The sequence below is a fragment of the Solibacillus sp. CAU 1738 genome (assembly GCF_039888725.1).
GTDB lineage: Bacteria > Bacillota > Bacilli > Bacillales_A > Planococcaceae > Metasolibacillus.
Window position 1 is genome coordinate 219854 of the sequence record NZ_JBDQQN010000003.1, and the last position, 18583, is coordinate 238436.

Below are 18583 nucleotides of genomic sequence, written 5' to 3' on the forward strand. Positions count from 1 at the left end.
TGAATTACCTGAATTATTTGTATATTATTGTGCTCATCGGCATAATGAGAACTATAAAGGGGGCTTTACTTGATGAAATTATTTGCCCATCGTGGGGTATCGAAACATTATCCTGAAAATACATTGGCCTCATTTCGAGCTGCAGTTAAGCTACCGATAGAAGGGGTCGAGCTAGATGTACATATGACAAGCGACGGGGAAGTAGTTGTCATTCACGATGAAAAAATAAATCGTACATCAAATGGCAAAGGGTTTGTAAAAGATAAAACTCTTGCAGAATTGCGCACATATGATTTTGGGAGCTGGTTTCATAAAAAGTTCCGAGGTGAAAAAATACCGACGTTACGAGAAGTACTGGAAATATTTAAACATACGAACCATCTCATTAATATCGAGTTGAAATCCGATGTCTTTGTGTATGCAGGGCTTGAAGAGGCTGTATTACGCGAAGTGACAGCAATGGGCATGCAGCCACGTATTATTATTTCTTCGTTTGATCATGCAGCAATAGTACGTATGAAAAAATTAGCGCCGATTGCATGTGCAGTGCTGTTTTCCAATATTATACTGCAGCCAAATGAATATAGAAAAGCACTTGGAATAGAGGCGCTACATGTATCTAAGTATGTTGCAAAAAGAAAGCCTATTCGCGAAGCAATTGAGCAAGGAGCAGTAGTGCGAGCGTACACAGTAAATAATAAAGAGGAAGCACAACAATTGGCGAATGTAGGTGTAGAAGCCATTTTTACGGATGATCCAGAATTGTTTTTATAAGTAGGGACCCAAAAGTACTTGCAGAAGAAATTAGCTAACTGCCAGCACATAATGACTGTACGAGCAAATGCTTGCCATGTTGCAAAAAATGTTGTTATAAGCTTAATAGTTGAAGAGTTGAGTGTAATAACTTGGAGTCTTTATGGTTTGTATCGGTTGTATATAGCTTTCCCTTCCGCATAAAAATTTATTTATCGGGCAAACCAATTTTGTGACTATTTTTTGTGGAAGGGTGAAAGACAATGGGTTCAGTATTAAATGCAAAAAAACGCAATGCAGGACAACAATCAACTTTAACGAAGCTTAGACAAAGTGGTGCAATTCCTGGCGTCGTATATGGCTATCAAATGGAGTCCACTTCGATTACAGTCGATGGTAGAGAATTTGCTAAAATGCTAGCGAATATCGGACAAAAAAATGTGTTTCGATTGGATGTCGATGGGAAAAAAGTGAACGCCGTATTAACAGAAATACAGCGCTGTGCTTTAAAGGGCAACGTGAAGCATGTCGACTTTAAATCAATCAATATGTCAGAGGAACTTGAAGTTGATATCCCGGTGACAGTGAAAGGTGATGCAATTGGTGTGGCAGAAGGAGGCCTCCTACTACAGCCAAATCGTGAGGTGAAAATTAAGGTGGCGCCAAACGCTATACCGGAAACAATTGAAGTGGATGTGACGAATGTAGCAATCGGTACGTCGCTCTATGTCGGAGATATACGCCATCAGTATTCCTTTGAAATTTTAAATGAAGACGACTATACATTAGTAACCATTACACCACCACCTGCTGAAGGCGACCAAGAAAATATGGTTGACGCGACACCTGAAGCAATCGAAGTGACCGGGAAAAACCCGTCTGATGAAGGTGGAGAATAAAAAAATAAGACAGCGTTATTAGCTAAAATATTGGCTAATAATGCTGGCTTTTTTTTATATCGGAGAAGACGCTGTGGATTGGCGGATAAATGATCTAGAATGGCGGATTTATCTATTAAATAGGCGGATAAAAACGTGAGATTGGCGGATAAACCTCAAAAACTGGCGGATATAATCCCTAATCGGATAAAACCAATTAATTTGCACATAAATAGTTTTTCATTTATTCGGACAGAGTAGTTAAAATAATGGTATTATTTTCTAAAAAAGTATTAAAAGAGGATTGTCAGGGGGTATTTAATTGAAAGAAGCGATGTATAGACAAGTATGGGACTTAGATAGCTTGTTCCCAGACGATAGTGAATCTACTCAATTCCATGAACACCTAGAACAACTTGAAATGATAGTTTCTGAATTAGGGGAGAAAATAACTTCATTTACGACTCCTCAAGAAATAACTGAATCATATATAATTGCAGATTTAATTGAAGACATAGCTAATATACGCATTAACCTAACTCAAGCCACTTCCTTTATAACCTGTCTTCTCGCAGAAAACCCAAGAGAGGAAAAAGCTGTAACACTACAAGGGATAGCTGCTTCCATAAATGCTCGTTTTGAGTTTGATATAAAAAGATTACAAAAAATCCTTTCACACACCAAACCATGCTTGTATGAAGATTTAGTAGAAACAAATGATTTAAAGCAATATCAATTTATACTGAATGAGTGGCGTAAAAAAGCTACGATGCTTCTTTCGGACGAAGAAGAATATTTAGCTTCGAATTTGATGGTTGATGGTTATCATGCTTGGGGCCAAATGTATAATTCTCTTATTAGTAGTATAAGAGTAAATGTTCAAATAGAAGGAAAAACAGAAACATTATCATTTGGACAAGCAATAAATTTACGTTCACATCCTGATGAAGAGGTCCGTAAAGCCTCACATATTACGCTAGAAAATGTATGGAAAGAAAAAGAGGATCTATTTGCCAAAATACTCAACCATATTGCTGGGTTTCGTTTACAAATTTACAAACACCGAAAGATTAGCAGTGTTTTAGAAGAGCCTCTAATGGAAAATCGGATGAAACAGGACACACTAAATGCAATGTGGACAGTAGTCAGTAAATATAAATTACCTTTCGTAAATTACCTAAATCAAAAAGCGAAAATGTGCGGTGATGAAAAAATGCAATGGCATAATTTCTGGGCACAAATAACAAAAAGTAATCAAAAAATAACATATGAAGATGCTGTTGATTTTATTTTGGAGCATTTTAGTCAATTCGGGACTGAATTAGAAAACTTTGCTCGACAGGCATTTGATAATGGATGGATAGAAGCTGAAAATCGTTCGAATAAATCAAATGTTGCTTTTTGTGCAGGATTCCCCTTAACTGGAGAATCAAGAGTTTTTATGACATATGGTAATAGAATTACTAATGTTTTAACTTTGGTACATGAATTAGGCCATGCGTTTCATAATTATGCGATGAAAACTGTAAATGGCGTGAATAAACAATATCCAATTAGTGTTGCGGAAACAGCTTCAACGTTTTCAGAAATGATTATTTTAGATGCAGCGATGGAAAAGTCTGAATCTACTACTGAAAAACTGTTTTTACTTGATGAAAAATTGAAACGTAGTGTGATGAATTTTATGAATATTCATTCTCGGTTCTTGTTTGAATTGAAATTTTATGAGGAACGTAAAGAAGGCGTCGTTTCAGCATCGCGTTTAAATGAACTGATGCAAGAAGCACTAAATGCAGGGTATGACGGTGCAATGGACAATGCTTCAATTCATTCGTGGATTTGGACGCCTCATTATTATATAACCAAATCTCCATTTTACAATTTCCCCTATACTTTCGGATACTTATTTTCGTTATGTATTTATGCAAAAGCAAAAGAAAAGGGAAGAGCGTTTGAAAAAGATTATTTGGATTTACTCCGTGATTCTGGAAGTATGTCCACAGAAGATTTAGTTATGAATCATTTAGGGGAAGATATTACATCTGAAGCCTTTTGGGAAAAGGGAATGGAATTATGCGTTAAAGATGTTGAAGAATTTATTAAATTAACTTCTGCTCAAGAAGATACACGCGTGCGTACATTATAATTTCTTGCAGCCGAAAAATCATTTCACTTTCAATAAACTGATGGAAAAAGGAGAAATATAATGAACAAATTAATTCCTATATTTCTTTTAATCTCTCTAGCAGGATGTTCGAATAATAATTTGGAAAATAGTTCAGAAATAAATTTTAATGAGAATGCAAAATTATCAAAAATGGCACAAGAAAATAATGCTATGCCTAGAGATCCACTCGTCGAAGTTATAGATGCGAATGAAATAGAGTTACATGAAAGTGCGTATTTATTAGACTCTGTCATGGCCGATCTTACAGGAGATGATATTGAAGAAGAAATATTATTGTATATATCTCCATCACCATTTGATGAAGAAACTGGTGAAGCGATTTATTGGGAAGATCTACACTTATGGCAGGTAATAGTAAAGAATGGTGAGAAAACTTATCCTCTTTATAATTATGATCTTGGTGGAAAATTAAGCTTTTGGGTTACACCTGAAAAACAACTTTTGTTAGTACAAGATGCGGTTCATTTAGTCGTTTATGAATTCACTTATGTGGATGGGATTTTTGAAAGAAAAGCTTTAATAGATTCAGGTATAACGTTCAAACGTTCAGTAGTTGAGTGGTAATAAAATCACTTTTGGGAAGGAATCCTTTTAAAAAAGATAAGATACTCTTTTTGATTAAAGGAAGTTCGAAAAAACCGCTAAGCTAATAGAACTCTTGTGAAAATACAAAAAGGAAATTGTGATGGAAAATGAAAATAGCTTTTTTTGATCGTGATGGCACCATTAATTTAGATTATCCTGATGAACAATGGTCAATGAACCGGAATTAATAGATGGTGCTGTAGAAATATTGAAGCTAGTTAGAGAACTAGGTTATGAAATTATTATTATTACTAATCAATATATTATTAATGAAAATTTTATTACTTTAGAACAATACCATTCCTTTACAAATAGCTTAATGAATCTTCTTACAATGGAAGGTATTGAAGTATTGGATATCTTTTATTGTAGACATGCTCGTTGGGAAAATTGCGCGTGTATAAAACCGAATGGGGGCATGATTAAAGAGGCGTTGGTGAAGTATCCGGCAATAGACTTGAAAAAATCATTTGTTATTGGAGATTCACAGGTAGATATTGAATTGGCGCATCGATTAAATATGCGAGGCTACGGGATAAATATTAATGAAAAACCTAGATTTCCTACTGTAACCTATATAAATTCTATAAAAGAACTTTCCCAATTATTATGTATGGATCACTAATAAGTTAAGACTATTCAATCAGGTATATACTCTATTTTCTGTGTTTTGATCAAAAATCATTTATTTATCGAGAAAACCAAAAAATCCTAGTTGAAAATCAAGCATGAGGTGACATGGGATGAAAATAGAAAATATCAGGCTACATGCTATAAAAATTAGACCTTTAACAATGGATGATTTTAATTCGGTTTTACATTGGAGTAAGGATGACTATTTTTGTTTAGCAAATGGTTGGGAACAAAATAGAAGTGACGAAGAAGTATATCAATGGTGGATGCGCTGTGTAAATCAGAGCTCGGATGATTTTATTCGAAAGGGTATTGAACAGGACGGGCAGTTAATCGGCTACGCAGACTTAGCGTTTATTAAAGGAAATAGCGCGGAAATAGGTATTGCAATCGGTGAGAGTGAGCTATGGGGAAAAGGAATTGGGACGCAAGCAACTAAATGTATGATGGCATATGCGTTAGAGAATTTAGGTATTACCGTTTTTCATGCGGAAACACATGAGACGAATAACCGTTCACGAAAAATGCTGGAGAAAATAGGATTTGAAGAAATTAGTCGAGAAGGTAGCGAGCAATATTTAGGAGAGGAAAGCCAGCTCATTCAGTATAGGATGACATTATAGGTGCTATCCAGTTGCGAACCGATAGGAGGAGAAGTACATGGATTGGAAAAACTACATAGAATCTTTTGCCAAGGATGTGCATTTTGCAGAGCCAGCGACTAATGAAAATATAGATGGAATTACGAAGCATTTAAACATTGAATTACCTTCAAAATTGTTAGATTTGTTAAAACAGACAAACGGTATTTTTGATAATTACAAGTGCCCATTTATTTGGCCAACGAGTCGCATTATTGAAGATAATTTGTATTTTAGAAATTTTGAAGGTTTTAAAGATATTTATATGCCTTTCGATCAATTACTATTTTTCTCGGATTCGGGAACTGGCGATTTATTTGGTTATGCTATTTTAAATGGGCAAATACAAACGGATGACATTTTTGTTTGGGATCACGAAACAGTTAGCCGGAAGTGGATTGCACCATCGCTCGAGGCATTTCTGAAAGGTTGGATTACAGGAGATATATCGACTTAAGGGTTTTTCGATAAGATTTGGTCATGTCATGAAATACAATAGAGAATTAGTTTGTACCGCAACAAAAACGTCGAACAACTATAAGTTCGGCGTTTTTTTGTAATTAATTGAAACGTTTTACATAGATTGTTCATCTAACCTATAGATAAAAAGAAAGGACGGTGACATAATTGCTAGCCATGTCATTATTAGCAAAAGCAAAGAAGGGCAATAACCAAGCCTTCGTAAAGCTACTACAGGACGAGAAAGTGAAGCTATATAAAATGGCGTACATTTACATGAAAAATGAAAATGATGCGTTAGATGTCGTACAAGAAACCGTAGCAAGAGCGTATGCCAACATTCAAAGCATAAAAGAAGAGCAGTATTTTGCAACATGGTTGATGAAAATATTAATTAATACGGCGCTAGAAATACTACGCAAAAATCAAAAAGTATTACCGATGCAGGAGCGTCTACCAGAACAGGGCCAAATATATAGTTACGATGAAAAGCTTGATTTACTACATGCCATTGAACAGCTAGATGAGAAATATAAGACCGTTATTTTATTGAAATATTATCGTGACCTCCAAACAAAGGAGATAGCAGACTTACTGGATTGCCCTGAAGGAACTGTAAAAACGAATGTGCATCGGGGGATTGGGCAGCTGAAAAAATACTTGAACAAAGGTGGGGAGCTTTATGGAGAACAATATTAAAAAAACAATTGATGATATTGAAGTACCGTTAGACAAGCTCGACCAAGCGATACAAAACGGGCTGCAATGTAAAACGAAAAAGCGTAAAAATCCGTTTGTTGTAGCTGCGATTTCAGTTGTCGCTACAGTGGCACTTATTTTAGGCTCTGGTTTTATTTCACCGCAAATGGCAAAGGTGTTAGCGGATGTGCCGCTGATCGGCTTTATGTATAAAATAGAGGAGCATGATAAAGGGCTATATACTGCGCTTTCAGATGAGAATAAAGTGACGTTGAATGAAACAGTGACAAGTAATGGAATAGCTATTACGGTAGAAGAAATTGTGTATGACGGGGCGCGGTTGAATATCATATTTTCTATGCCATCGTATAGAGATGTCTATCCATTAACGATATTAGTCAATGGAGAAGTAATTAATACGGGAGAAAGTTTGCGTACTTTAGAAGATAATGATGTATATCGTGGGTTGTGGGAAATTAAAATACCGGATAACTTGCCAGATGCATTTGATTTAACAATAAAAATGCATGAAATTAACGGAACTAAAGGTGAATGGGTATTCAACACGCCGATTAAAAAAGTAAACAATAACAGTCATTCTTTAGTAGCGGGGCAATCGGGCGAAATTGGGGATATCTCCTTCACCGTAGAAAGTGTAGAATCATCTACAACAACGACCAAGGTAAAAGTGAAATTCGATACAACAATGCAAGAGCTGTTCTCAGAAAAAGGTGTTTTGCACACCACAATAACGGATCAACACGGCACACCGATGAACGTATTAGACAGATCAGGAAGTGGCGATGAAAAAGGGACGATCTACACGTATTTAATTGAGCCATTAAGTGAAGGCATCACAGAATTAAACATTATTTATTATTTCTTCCCTTTTTATCATGAACGTGACGATATTATTGAGCCGCTTGCTGAGACATTCCCGCAAAGAATTTCACAAGGCAAGATGGGCGATATCGTTATTACAGGTGTAGAAAAAAGTGGACCTGAAGCCACTTTGACTTTCAATGTAGATAGCGATTTCCCTTATGATGAATACTTTACTCCGAATTTTATAGCTATTGAGGATGCATCAGGTGAAAATTTAGAGACAGATTTTATTAAATCAATTGGGCCAAATGAATACCAATTAACGTTCCAAACGAATGCAGGAAAACCATATGTTCATACAGTAATAGCACCGTTTATGAAAGTTGAACCATCAGCAACTGTAACGATTCCGGTGAAATAGTTTGCATAATAAGGCGATAACACTTGTATAAATTACTTGTTCCTTTACAATGGGGAGCAAGTTTTTTTATGAAGTTATGGACAATTGTTCAACAGCTAAAAAGGCGAAGAATCTCTATAAAGAAGAGTTGGCATATATGTAAACGAAAATAACATATACGATCCAAGTTTCTTATTATAAATAAAGAGGCAAATCAAACATTGTTTATTGGTTAGTGTAGCTTAACTCGCGAGTTATAGTTTACAATATATTCAAGTAAAGGGTCATACTTGTATATATCATTACGCTAAGGGGGCATTATTGTTGAATACTACTTATCGTTCGAATACTTTTGTTCCTAATATAGTTTTCGAGTGTAAAAAATTAGCGGAGGATTATGATTTCAAAGACTCATGTTCTGATGAAGTTGGTAGATTGCTATCCGTTCTTGTGGGGCAAGTGAAACAAGGAAAGATACTTGAAGTAGGAACAGGATATGGGGTTGGAAGCTCTTGGATAATTTCAACCATTGCCCCATCAGTGGAGTTTATTTCGATTGATAACTCAGAAGAAAAAATAGCTTTAGTGAGCGATGTGATTAAAGGGCCTCAAGTTGAATTTGTTTGTGGGGATTGGCAAGAGATTATTAATAAAGGACCTTTTCAATTTATTTTTGCAGATGCAGCAGTTGTGAAAAATAAGGAAGCAGAAATGCTAGTTAGTACGTTAGGTAATGGCGGAATGGTTTTATTAGATGATTTTACGCCAGAAGAACATTGGCCCGAGGAGTGGAAGGGGAAACCAGATTTAACTAGAGAATTTTGGCTAAATCACCCTGGATTAATATCGACTGAAATCTATTTGACACCTAAAACATCAGCGATACTGGCAACTAAAATAAATATATAATAGTTGAATTCTAGGGGCATTGAATATGAAAACAACTATAAATTTGTATAAAAGGAGATCAATTAATGCACACAACTATTTATTTCATTCGGCATGCTGATTCGCATTTTGTTTTAGGGAAAGAGCGTGAGAGACCATTGTCTGAAGAGGGGGTTCTTGCAGCGGGAAAGTTAGTGAGTTCTTTACAAAACGTCCATTTTGATGCAGTTTTTTCGAGTCCGTATAAAAGAGCTATCCAAACATTAGATGGATTAGTTGACCCAGTTGATATCATCTTAGAAGAGGATTTAAGAGAACGAACTTTAAAAGGGCCATATAAACTAACTGCAGAAGAAATTGACTTAGCGATAAAACAATCTTTTGAAAATGTAGATTATTGTTTAGATGGTGGGGAATCCGTTCGGCAAGTTCAATACAGAGCATTGCCTGTAATTTTCGGAATATTAGAAAATCAAAATTATAATACAGTTGCTATAGGAACACACGGGAATATTATGACGAGTATTATCAACTATTTTGACGATACAATTGGATACTCATTTTGGAAATCAACAAAAAAACCAGATATTCATAAACTCGTATTTAATAGTTTTCATTTGATTTCTATTAAAAAAATAACTTTTTAAAAATAATATTTAGGAGTTTATAATGAGACAAATTTTTGCATTTGAAACGAACGCAGAATATGAAAAACATAAAGAAATTATCGAAAAATATAACGAGAGTATAGAGCAGTACAAACATGTTTTACAAGATAACTATGCTTTAAATGATTTACCGAAAGGCATTGTTTGGACTTCAGCAGAGCTGGCAACTACGTTTTTTTCTAATGTGCCGATTCCTGCCTTTACAAATAGAGATTTAATATATATGTCACCGGATGTGAAAGAGTGGAGAGACTTTTTCTTGCAGCTTTTAGAAGGTTTTCATAACGATGCAGTGAAAGAGTTTTATGAGAATATGTGTGCAGAGCATGTGATGACCATTGTTGGGCACGAGTTAACGCATCACTCAGATTTATTTCCAGATGAATTTGATGATGAGCAAACGGATAGTATTTGGTTTGAGGAAGGCATGTGTGATTACATCGCAAGAAAACATATTTTAAGCGAAAAAGAATTTGAAAAAATAGTAAATGTTGAATCGATTTTAGTAGAAGGTTTTAAAGATAAGTATGGGCATCATAGTTTGGATGATTTCGGCAGTGGTTCTTACGAAAACAATTTGACGAGTATTATGTTTGATTATTGGAGAAGCTTTTTGTCGGTGAAGTATTTAGTAGAAGAGCAGGCGAAAAACAACATCGCAGAAGTTTTTCAACAATATCATCAGTGGCATAATGACGGTAGGAAAATTCCATTAACGAAATATTTCGGGGTTGGCGATTTGTTTAAATGAAGTAAGAAATTAAACAATACGTTTATTGATGATTTGCTTAAAAAATCGAATCTATACAGTTTGTATTTGTGTGCTTTGTAATATGGTATTATTAGAAAAATACAGTTACATAGGAGGTTTTTAAATGGAAAATTTACAATCAATTGAACAATTTGAAGAGCTAAAAAATGGTGAGCATACGATATTTGTTTTTTCAGCAGATTGGTGTGTAGATTGTCGTGTGATTGACCCGATATTACCTACGATAGAAGAGAATTATGCAGACTATCATTTTGTTAAGATTGATCGCGACAAATTCATTGATTTATGTGTTGAGTTAGATATATATGGGATTCCAAGTTTCCTTGCATACGCTAAAGGCAATGAAGTGGGCCGATTTGTTAGTAAGGATCGCAAAACACAGCAAGAAATCGAAGCTTTTATTGATAGCTTAAAAGCATAATTTACAGAGAATTCTAATCTCTTCGGATATAATAGAGAGCACAAAAAATTAATAAATTCCTAAAAAGGCAATCTCAAATGTTAGGTGGTTGTCTTTTTTGAATTTTGGTTATGTTAGGTTATCCCTCTAAAGAAATGTTCCAAGATTGATAATTAATTTAGTTAAAAGGACCGAAATAGCTAAGGGAAAGTGATTTTTTATTTGATGAAGTATTGTCTCATTAGCTGGGGTGTGCTTCTTTAACCTCATTGAAAAAGCTGTCAAAAAGCATAAGTTATTTATTAGCTTTTTGACAGCTTTATTGTCTCTTATTTTAAATAACTTAAGTTAACAGCCAAGGTCAATAAATTCTTCGTGCTTGAATATCATTGACGTTGCAGTACGTCCATCAGCTTTACCCCCTGATAAAGCTACAACAATTCCATCAGCCTCATCCGCAGCTGTATCTCCTTCAAAAGCAACACGAAGCATATTGTTACCAGTGAAAGTACCTTGACCAGCGTCTAATCTTATAACAGCACAGTCTCCGGCTGGAATGATTACTCTTTGGCGAAAAATCTCAATCTCTGGTGGAGTAACAGGATATAAAGCTATATCACTACAAACAAATACTGTTACTATTACAGCTGCTCTTCGATTTGCAAGGTTTTTCATGCCAATTAATAGAAACTCTACTTCACCATTAATAGTACCGTCAACTGTTAAAGGCACAAAGAAAGGGCCAGATGTTATTTTTGCCATTGTTTTATTTTCCCTCCCTTCAATTTGATAATATATCTTATGCTAATTTTTAATAATGAAATAGATATATGACACAATAGAATAGTTATTTATGAAGAGAATATTTTTTTTCTAAAGAGGGGGAGGAGTTATAGATTTAAAGAAGAAAGAATGTATAGCTTACAGTTTAATTAGAAGCAATTCTATTTACATAGCCCTTACAATTCACCTTATGATGCCATATCAGTTTCGACAATGTAAACAGTGCTGTAGTTGAAATTGCAAACTTAAATTGGATATTGTTAGAAACTTAATAGCCCATGAATTGAAAATCATATAATGAACCTTTATATTGTCGTCTACTGTTATGATTGTCCTTTACTTAGTGTTTGTTTACTTGCAATAAGCATAATAGAAATGGATTCTTTTTCGTGTTTTCGGTGGAATTTTTTGATAGTTGTTGAATAATCAGGTTTGCTTATGTGCAAACATTAATAATTTGCATTTTACAACGGCTTTGGCAATACACTGGTTATGGCGGGAAATATGTCAACTTAACATAGGGAGAGTTATTTAAGTAATAAAGTTCGACCATTTATATAAGAACATGACAACGGTGAAAGTCATATCAAGAAGGGGGAACAGGAATTTTGAGGATATCCGAAATTCATCCGATATTTTACCGCATGCGAATTAATCAAAAACGTTTTTTTCGGTTTTTATACAATTTAAAATATCGAAAAAAAATAGCGCGAACTTTTAACAACAATTCATATTCGTATATTTGTAAAAAACATCAGTCACTTTTAAGAAGAAAATTAGGCGATAGTGATCCGAAATTACAAGAAAATAAAATTACGAATTTAAAAATTGCCTCTCGAAAAATTGACGGAATTATTATTCAGCCTGGTGAGATTTTTTCATTTTGGTGTTTGGTCGGAAAAACAACTAAGTCGAAGGGCTACATCGAGGGGATGCAACTGTCGATGGGAGAGGTGAAAACCGGTGTTGGCGGCGGGATTTGTCAATTAGCGAATCTACTTTATTGGCTAATACTGCATACTCCTTTAGAAGTAATTGAAAGACATCATCACAGCTTCGATCCCTTTCCAGATGAAGGAAGGGTTCTCCCTTTTGGAAGTGGGGCCAGTGTTTTTTACAATTATGTTGATTTAAGATTTAGGAACCCTACTAACCAGCCATTCCAAATCCGTGTTTGGGTGACAGATAAGCATTTAAAAGGAGCGGTTTATACGAATGAAGATTGGCCGTTTTCATATCATATTGAGGAGAGAAATCACGCATTTATCCGTGGGGGAGAGAAAAATTTCCGTCAAAACGAGATTTGGAGAAAAGTAATTGATAAAAGAACAGGCGATTGTATAGGAGAATCACTTCTTATTAAAAACTTTTCAGAAGTAAAATATGAAATCCCCGAAGAGATAGAGTGATAGATTTTGGCGATATGTAAAAGTTCAGCTGTGCAGTTTTCTGTGAAACTGTGCGGATTTTCCGTTGTTGAGTGCAGATAGGGTATGTCTGCGTGCGTTTACACTGAGTTTAATTGCGTATAGCCCGAGTTTGCGTGCGCTTTCTGTTAGACTGTGCGGATTTTCCGTTGTTGAGTGCGGATAGGTAAGTTTGCGTGCGTTTACACTGAGATTGTGTTCGTATAGCCCGAGTGTGCGTGCGCTTTCCGAGAGGCTATGGTTCGTCCACCCCGTGTTTAGCCGTCCATACAAGCATACAAATAGCAAAAGAGGTGTCTTAACATATTTGCAGGCACCTCTTCCACATCACCACTTCGCGATATGTTCTTCTATACAGCCGAGCATTTGCTGGATTTGTAATGTATCGCCGTTTTCTAATAAAATGCAGCCATCATAATAACCAATCATTTGATGGACTTCCGATTTAACTACTTTTGCGTCCGTTTTGGCGATGCGCTCAAAAAACGGGGTAAATGTAAGCTGGACTTGGTTACTAAATTTTGATTGGACAGTCCAAGGCTTCATAAAATTAGTACGGTCATATTCTATTAACATGTCTTCATGAATTTTCGTCATGACACCATCAATAAAAAATGCGTTTTCTGTCATGCCAGTACCGTCCGTCCATTTGCCACCGAAATTCAACCCAATACGGCGACCTCTAACGCGCTGTGACGCCATCCCCCAATTCCATGTCGCTTCTCGTGGCCATACACCACGCCCGTAATCTAGCACGGCAAAGCTTTCATCTGGATTAAACGTAAAACGGCGATTGCCAATTTTAACAAAACCGCTTGTTGGTAACGAGTGATGCTTTGCTGTGAATTGGAATGTTTGGCGATTCCACGGAATGACAACATTTAATGAGTCATCATCTTTAGGGTGCTCAATTGTGAGCTCTGCGTGCAAAGGCTCGCTGTCAAAATGAGGGATAATGACTGAAATGTGGGTATCCCCTTGTGAATGTGTTAAGTTAATCGTCATTTCTTTATTCGCAAAGCGTACAGTTTCAAGCACCTGTGTTGGCATCTTCACCTTTGTGCCAAGAGGAACTGTAATCGTATGCTCGAAATAACGCTGTGTTTCGTATTCAAGGAAATAAACGAAGCAAACAGCTGCGTAATCGAGATGGCTAATGGTTGCAGAAAATAAAATATCTTCCCCGAAAACACACCAATAATTCCACTTTTTCTTACGCATATAATGTCCTGTTATATTGCAATCAATTATTGGCTTGCGGGCAAAACCGATTGCGGCAGGATTTAAATTTCCCTTTTTATCGCAAAGCACGGTGGGCACTGTAATTTCTCTTTCTGCATGCTGCTTCACTTTAATTCCTCCCTGTCATGAGCTATTAATTATAAGTGTAACAAAAAATGGCTCAATATTGGGCTTTTAGCATACGAAAGGTAATTGAATGTTTTTCCAGTGCATAATTGCGTATGTCAATTATTAAGATTGTAATAGCGAACAATAAAAAGGAGGAGCATGATGCAATATGACCGTGAGCGAGCGGTGGCCTATGCGATGCAGTGGTGGAATGGGCGTAACCCAGAGTTTCCAGCGTTTCGGGTTGATTGTACTAATTTTATTTCGCAATGTTTATATGCTGGGGGCGCTCCAATGCGCGGGGCTCCGGATAAATCTACGGGTTGGTGGATGAAGCCAGAGCAAGGCATTTGGAGTTTTAGTTGGTCAGTGGCACACTCGCTTCGGTGGTATTTGGAAACTTCCAAACGAGGCTTGACAGCAACGCGAGTGTATTCGCCAACAGACTTGGAAATTGGCGATGTCATTGCGTACGATTTTTCAGGAGATGACCGCATTGATCATACGACGATTGTGACGAGCATTCAAGGTGGCATACCGTATGTTCATGCCCATACATCAAATAGTGCTAATCGGATTTATCATTATCGTGATTCAACCGCGGCTACACCAATGATGCGCTATTATTATTTCCGTATATCGGATACATTTTATTTGTAATTTCTTTAAAAAGTCTCTCATATTTCAAATCAACAATAAGTGTGATATGGTGAAAGGTAGGTTAGCGTAAGTGGTAGACGCAACAATTTTTACTGTTAAGGAGAGATACAATAATGAGTGAACAAACGTTATCTGTAAAAGAAGCCATTACTAGCAGACGCTCGATCAAAAAATTCAACGGTCAACCTGTTGATCGTGAGGATTTATTAAAAATTATCGATGATGCAGTATGGGCACCAAACCATGGAACGCGTGAACCTTGGCGTTTAGTCGTAGCATGTGGCAAGGAATTATTTGCGCTGCATGAATTATTGCGTGATTTAGCCATCCCGAAATGGCAGGAATTATCTGAAGAGGCGCTAGCTACACAAATGCAAAAATTCACATTACCTGGTGGCTACGCGTTCATGATCGTACCAGAAGATGCTCGTCAAAAAGAGCGCTTAGAAGATTATGCAGCAGCTTCAAGCTTCTTGCAAAACATGCAGCTACTTGCATGGGATAAAGGGATTGGTTCTTGCTGGAAAACACCAGGCTTTTTAGATAACCCGAAATTCCGCGAAGCACTTGGCGTTAAACAAGGAGAGCGTGTCATTTCAATGCTACAGGTCGGCTATTTCGATGAGCTACCAAAAGCGAAAGCACGTAAAACTTCGGCAGATATCGTTACATTTTTTGGTGAATAAAGTGTAAATGGATTTACACTCGAGTACAACATAGGGGATACAAATAGAAAGGGCATGTGAAATCGTAATAATGATCACATGCCCTTTTATATGTTGATGGCGGAGGGATTTCTAAATGTATAAAAGGCGTAGCGAAAACCAATTATCATTCTGAAAACGCAATACTAACACCGATTACAGCATAAATAGTTCCTTCGATTTTATTTAGATGCTTCGCTATATATTTATTTTTCGTTAGTACTCGTCCAATTGAGCCGGCTAGTAGACTGACACATGAAAAAATAATAAATGCCTGCACAAGAAAGAGTAGTCCAAGTACGAGCATTTGCATCGGAACATTTTCTGTTCCTTGGACGAATTGTGGTAGCAATGCCAAAAAGAATAGCGATACTTTTGGATTTAAAATATTCATGACAATCCCTTTTTGATATAGCTTTTTATAAGCGCGAACAGGCTTGTAACCTAGTTGGATGCTGTTTGAGTGAGAGAGAAATGCAGAAAATGCTAAGTATAATAAATAGCCTGCACCGGCGAACTTCACAATCGTAAAAATGGTTGCTGAACTATAAATAATCGCAGAAATCCCTACAACCGCTGCTGTAATGTGTACAAGTAACCCCGTACAAAGACCGAGCGCTGTTGAGATACCGGCCTTCGCATTTTGAGAAATGCTTTGCGCGGTCACAAATAAAATATCGGGTCCAGGCATAATTGTTAATAAAATTGCCGTCCCTAGAAAATAGAGTAACATTACGAGATCCATACTAACACTTCCTTATTTCAGTATAAAAAAGCATATCATTTTATTAAGGCTTGGATTAGTCATAATCAGACATTTATTTTTTTAATTCCCGCCAGTCCATTACGAGTCTAACTAGAATAATTTGTGGGAAGAGGACAAATACAATAAAAGCTATCAAATAAATAAGGAAATAGGCTCTAAACATATCGGCACCCCAATCATCATATGATTTTAAAATAATATGATAATAAAGTGGTGCGGCAATGCTCCATAAAAGAGTAGTAGAGATTAGAAGATTACGAATATTTTTGAAGAATAGCACAATAAATAAGCTAATGAAGAAAAAATATATAATATTATATTGCTTGCTTATTGCAAACATCACAAAAAACCAAATTGGGTAGCAGATGATGAGAGTGAGTTGAATTTTATTTGATCCCATTATGCACCTCCAATTTACTATACGTCCCGTCTCTACCATTATTATCGGTCAATCTGTAAAAAAATGCGTATGTTGAATGAAATGTATTCAACATACGCGTGTTCTAGCTGTTTCTACTATTTTTAAAATTGTGCTGCTTTAGGATTCGCACAGTAATAAAAAGAAGGTTTTATTGATAAAGCGGCTCGACCTTGTAGCCACTCTGTTCTAAATGATAACGGATACTTTTTTCGATTAAGAAGTGACCTGCTCCTACGACAACAAAGTACGTGCCTTCTTCATTTTCTAATAATGAAATAATCTTCTTTGCCATTTGTTCATCTCGCAAGCCAAATAGCATTTCATTAAGTTCAGAAGCTTCCCCTTGCATTTCTTGGAAACTATTAGCGAATGCTAAAATGTCGCCGCTCTTCCAATTGTTAAACCAATCGTTCATCACATTATATTCATTGTCTGCAGAGGGCTCTAAAATGCTGTTTAATACGTCTACTAAAGACTGTTCTTGTGCTTCGGGAGATAAAGCTTCAATCTTATCCGCTTGTGCTTTAATTCCTTCTAATTCAATAACCGGCTTTCCTTGAAGCAGAGCATTTAATAAAAAGTACATATCAATGCCATGCATCGTCATTTCTTCTCCAGACATGCCAAAAAAATCGTCCGTAGCTAACAAAGATAAACTGTTTGATAACATCCACGGCTTTTGCGTCACTAACAGATCCATTGGCAGTTTGTATAGTGCTGCAACCTTTTCAAGTTTTGCAAAAGTCTCTGCACTTACTGTGTCTTGAAGCGTTGTTCCCTCTGCGTACATTGCTCTTTCCATATAATATTCAAGACTTTCCATATCAAGGAGATTCGCCTCTACTAATAACGCATCTGATTCTTCAAAAGCAGTTAATAATTTTTTATTAAACGGATAAAGGTCAGGTGTTCCTAAGTGGATTGAACCTAGTAAGTACACAAGAGTATCTTCATCTTTTACTACCCAAGCCACACCTTTAGAACCTTGTTGAGCGAGGTGATAAGTGTCTTGAATTAAACGAACGGCTAAGACGACTGCATGTTGTGTCGTTGCCTTCTTATCTAATTCGAAGCCACTGCTAGAGCCTCTTAAAATGTTTCTTTCTGCCATATATGTTACTGCATCGTTGCCTACAGGTAAATCATAGCGTGCAACAATATTGTATAGTCGATTGACGATATCCCCCCTAGTTGTGTCTTCTTTATAGCTAATAGGGCTGTATTGTTTGTTTTCAGGGAGCTGTAATGCCGCAATTTTCTGCTCTGTTAAGGCTAATAGTTCATTTAATCTTTCAATCGACACTTCACTTCTAAATCCATCATAATACCATTCTGTTGGGAAGATACCGTACTTTTCACCTTCGTTTAGCGTCTCAATTGCCCAACTGCTAATATCGGGTATGCTTTGTTCGGCTTGAATTGCTGGAACAATCGTTGACAACATGAGCGCCATTCCGAGCATTGCAGCAATCAAATGCTTACATATTTTTTTCATCATCCATTCCCCTTTCGGTAATTTGTTAAGATGAATATTTCGTCTGTATAATTTTACTGAAAAGTAAAATTATGCCTAAAATAATTTTAACATATATATTTTTATTATGTTCTTTTCCGCGATATTATTGCTCATTGTCTCAACTGGATAGCGCCCAATACCCAATCGCATATTGCATAGATAATAAA

General features: G+C 36.2%; 21 protein-coding genes. 16 read left to right on the forward strand and 5 right to left on the reverse strand.

The features are described from left to right. The first annotated feature begins 72 nt into the window (after positions 1 to 72). The 13 genes from AAFN87_RS10550 (at position 73) to AAFN87_RS10610 (ending at position 10810) form a co-directional block, all read left to right on the forward strand. Positions 73 to 774, forward strand: a complete 702-nt coding sequence (locus AAFN87_RS10550; RefSeq protein WP_347791452.1) for a glycerophosphodiester phosphodiesterase — start codon at positions 73 to 75, stop codon at positions 772 to 774. Between the two features lie 242 nt (positions 775 to 1016). Continuing rightward, the gene (locus tag AAFN87_RS10555) at positions 1017 to 1652 is read left to right on the forward strand and encodes a 50S ribosomal protein L25/general stress protein Ctc (protein ID WP_347791026.1); all 636 of its coding nucleotides are present in this window, start codon (positions 1017 to 1019) and stop codon (positions 1650 to 1652) included. Positions 1653 to 1953: 301 nt separating this feature from the next. Further along, on the forward strand, positions 1954 to 3777 hold the full coding sequence (locus AAFN87_RS10560; protein WP_347791027.1) for a M3 family oligoendopeptidase: 1824 nt from the start codon (positions 1954 to 1956) through the stop codon (positions 3775 to 3777). Positions 3778 to 3837: 60 nt separating this feature from the next. Continuing rightward, a complete protein-coding gene (locus tag AAFN87_RS10565; RefSeq protein ID WP_347791028.1) occupies positions 3838 to 4383 on the forward strand; it encodes a hypothetical protein in 546 nt (181 codons plus the stop codon). A gap of 187 nt (positions 4384 to 4570) precedes the next feature. Beyond that, a complete protein-coding gene (locus AAFN87_RS10570; RefSeq protein ID WP_347791029.1) occupies positions 4571 to 5029 on the forward strand; it encodes an HAD-IIIA family hydrolase in 459 nt (152 codons plus the stop codon). Positions 5030 to 5147: 118 nt separating this feature from the next. Next, positions 5148 to 5660 carry a GNAT family N-acetyltransferase gene (locus AAFN87_RS10575; protein ID WP_347791030.1) on the forward strand — a complete coding sequence of 171 codons (513 nt, stop codon included), beginning with the start codon at positions 5148 to 5150 and terminating at the stop codon, positions 5658 to 5660. 37 nt (positions 5661 to 5697) lie between these two features. Beyond that, on the forward strand, positions 5698 to 6135 hold the full coding sequence (locus AAFN87_RS10580) for an SMI1/KNR4 family protein (RefSeq protein ID WP_347791031.1): 438 nt from the start codon (positions 5698 to 5700) through the stop codon (positions 6133 to 6135). Between the two features lie 179 nt (positions 6136 to 6314). Continuing rightward, positions 6315 to 6836, forward strand: coding sequence for a sigma-70 family RNA polymerase sigma factor (locus tag AAFN87_RS10585; protein ID WP_347791453.1), 522 nt, complete (start codon positions 6315 to 6317; stop codon positions 6834 to 6836). After that, positions 6820 to 8082, forward strand: coding sequence for a DUF4179 domain-containing protein (locus AAFN87_RS10590; RefSeq protein ID WP_347791032.1), 1263 nt, complete (start codon positions 6820 to 6822; stop codon positions 8080 to 8082). The genes AAFN87_RS10585 and AAFN87_RS10590 overlap by 17 nt, the downstream gene beginning before the upstream one ends. 303 nt (positions 8083 to 8385) lie before the next feature. Beyond that, a complete protein-coding gene (locus AAFN87_RS10595) occupies positions 8386 to 8970 on the forward strand; it encodes an O-methyltransferase (RefSeq protein ID WP_347791033.1) in 585 nt (194 codons plus the stop codon). Positions 8971 to 9035: 65 nt separating this feature from the next. Next, positions 9036 to 9596, forward strand: a complete 561-nt coding sequence (locus tag AAFN87_RS10600) for a histidine phosphatase family protein (RefSeq protein ID WP_347791034.1) — start codon at positions 9036 to 9038, stop codon at positions 9594 to 9596. A gap of 22 nt (positions 9597 to 9618) precedes the next feature. After that, on the forward strand, positions 9619 to 10368 hold the full coding sequence (locus tag AAFN87_RS10605; RefSeq protein WP_347791035.1) for a hypothetical protein: 750 nt from the start codon (positions 9619 to 9621) through the stop codon (positions 10366 to 10368). Positions 10369 to 10492: 124 nt separating this feature from the next. After that, complete coding sequence (locus AAFN87_RS10610; RefSeq protein ID WP_347791036.1) at positions 10493 to 10810, forward strand: thioredoxin family protein; 318 nt, start codon at positions 10493 to 10495, stop codon at positions 10808 to 10810. A 327-nt stretch (positions 10811 to 11137) separates the two neighbouring features. Here AAFN87_RS10610 and AAFN87_RS10615 read toward each other — a convergent pair whose 3' ends face one another. After that, entirely contained in the window at positions 11138 to 11551 is a 414-nt protein-coding gene (locus AAFN87_RS10615; RefSeq protein WP_347791037.1) for a hypothetical protein, read from the reverse strand. 629 nt (positions 11552 to 12180) lie between these two features. Between AAFN87_RS10615 and AAFN87_RS10620 the strand changes: the two genes are divergently transcribed. Beyond that, a complete protein-coding gene (locus AAFN87_RS10620; RefSeq protein ID WP_347791038.1) occupies positions 12181 to 12981 on the forward strand; it encodes a VanW family protein in 801 nt (266 codons plus the stop codon). A gap of 345 nt (positions 12982 to 13326) precedes the next feature. Here the strand turns inward: AAFN87_RS10620 and AAFN87_RS10625 are convergent, their stop codons facing one another. Beyond that, positions 13327 to 14349 carry a DUF2804 domain-containing protein gene (locus AAFN87_RS10625; protein ID WP_347791039.1) on the reverse strand — a complete coding sequence of 341 codons (1023 nt, stop codon included), beginning with the start codon at positions 14347 to 14349 and terminating at the stop codon, positions 13327 to 13329. Between the two features lie 159 nt (positions 14350 to 14508). On the opposite strand from AAFN87_RS10625, the gene AAFN87_RS10630 reads away from it, so the two are divergent. Both AAFN87_RS10630 and AAFN87_RS10635 read left to right on the forward strand, forming a co-directional pair. Next, complete coding sequence (locus AAFN87_RS10630) at positions 14509 to 15009, forward strand: amidase domain-containing protein (protein ID WP_347791040.1); 501 nt, start codon at positions 14509 to 14511, stop codon at positions 15007 to 15009. 113 nt (positions 15010 to 15122) lie between these two features. After that, entirely contained in the window at positions 15123 to 15695 is a 573-nt protein-coding gene (locus AAFN87_RS10635; RefSeq protein ID WP_347791041.1) for a nitroreductase family protein, read from the forward strand. Positions 15696 to 15840: 145 nt separating this feature from the next. Here the strand turns inward: AAFN87_RS10635 and AAFN87_RS10640 are convergent, their stop codons facing one another. The 3 genes from AAFN87_RS10640 to AAFN87_RS10650 all read right to left on the reverse strand — a co-directional run bounded on the left by AAFN87_RS10640 (position 15841) and on the right by AAFN87_RS10650 (position 18398). Next, positions 15841 to 16458 carry a LysE family translocator gene (locus tag AAFN87_RS10640; protein WP_347791042.1) on the reverse strand — a complete coding sequence of 206 codons (618 nt, stop codon included), beginning with the start codon at positions 16456 to 16458 and terminating at the stop codon, positions 15841 to 15843. A gap of 73 nt (positions 16459 to 16531) precedes the next feature. Next, positions 16532 to 16879 (reverse strand): hypothetical protein, encoded by a 348-nt coding sequence (locus tag AAFN87_RS10645; RefSeq protein ID WP_347791043.1) that lies wholly within the window; start codon positions 16877 to 16879, stop codon positions 16532 to 16534. A gap of 169 nt (positions 16880 to 17048) precedes the next feature. Next, the gene (locus AAFN87_RS10650; protein WP_347791044.1) at positions 17049 to 18398 is read right to left on the reverse strand and encodes a TraB/GumN family protein; all 1350 of its coding nucleotides are present in this window, start codon (positions 18396 to 18398) and stop codon (positions 17049 to 17051) included. Positions 18399 to 18583 lie beyond the last annotated feature (185 nt).

Excerpts from the sequence above, each read along its gene's own strand:
- AAFN87_RS10550 (WP_347791452.1), top strand. The coding sequence starts at position 73 with ATGAAATTATTTGCCCATCGTGGGGTATCGAAACATTATCCTGAAAAT.
- AAFN87_RS10555 (WP_347791026.1), top strand. The coding sequence starts at position 1,017 with ATGGGTTCAGTATTAAATGCAAAAAAACGCAATGCAGGACAACAATCA.
- AAFN87_RS10565 (WP_347791028.1), top strand. The coding sequence starts at position 3,838 with ATGAACAAATTAATTCCTATATTTCTTTTAATCTCTCTAGCAGGATGT.
- AAFN87_RS10570 (WP_347791029.1), top strand. The coding sequence starts at position 4,571 with ATGGTCAATGAACCGGAATTAATAGATGGTGCTGTAGAAATATTGAAG.
- AAFN87_RS10575 (WP_347791030.1), top strand. The coding sequence starts at position 5,148 with ATGAAAATAGAAAATATCAGGCTACATGCTATAAAAATTAGACCTTTA.
- AAFN87_RS10580 (WP_347791031.1), top strand. The coding sequence starts at position 5,698 with ATGGATTGGAAAAACTACATAGAATCTTTTGCCAAGGATGTGCATTTT.
- AAFN87_RS10585 (WP_347791453.1), top strand. The coding sequence starts at position 6,315 with ATGTCATTATTAGCAAAAGCAAAGAAGGGCAATAACCAAGCCTTCGTA.
- AAFN87_RS10590 (WP_347791032.1), top strand. The coding sequence starts at position 6,820 with ATGGAGAACAATATTAAAAAAACAATTGATGATATTGAAGTACCGTTA.
- AAFN87_RS10600 (WP_347791034.1), top strand. The coding sequence starts at position 9,036 with ATGCACACAACTATTTATTTCATTCGGCATGCTGATTCGCATTTTGTT.
- AAFN87_RS10605 (WP_347791035.1), top strand. The coding sequence starts at position 9,619 with ATGAGACAAATTTTTGCATTTGAAACGAACGCAGAATATGAAAAACAT.
- AAFN87_RS10610 (WP_347791036.1), top strand. The coding sequence starts at position 10,493 with ATGGAAAATTTACAATCAATTGAACAATTTGAAGAGCTAAAAAATGGT.
- AAFN87_RS10615 (WP_347791037.1), bottom strand. The coding sequence starts at position 11,551 with ATGGCAAAAATAACATCTGGCCCTTTCTTTGTGCCTTTAACAGTTGAC.
- AAFN87_RS10630 (WP_347791040.1), top strand. The coding sequence starts at position 14,509 with ATGATGCAATATGACCGTGAGCGAGCGGTGGCCTATGCGATGCAGTGG.
- AAFN87_RS10635 (WP_347791041.1), top strand. The coding sequence starts at position 15,123 with ATGAGTGAACAAACGTTATCTGTAAAAGAAGCCATTACTAGCAGACGC.
- AAFN87_RS10640 (WP_347791042.1), bottom strand. The coding sequence starts at position 16,458 with ATGGATCTCGTAATGTTACTCTATTTTCTAGGGACGGCAATTTTATTA.
- AAFN87_RS10645 (WP_347791043.1), bottom strand. The coding sequence starts at position 16,879 with ATGGGATCAAATAAAATTCAACTCACTCTCATCATCTGCTACCCAATT.
- AAFN87_RS10650 (WP_347791044.1), bottom strand. The coding sequence starts at position 18,398 with ATGATGAAAAAAATATGTAAGCATTTGATTGCTGCAATGCTCGGAATG.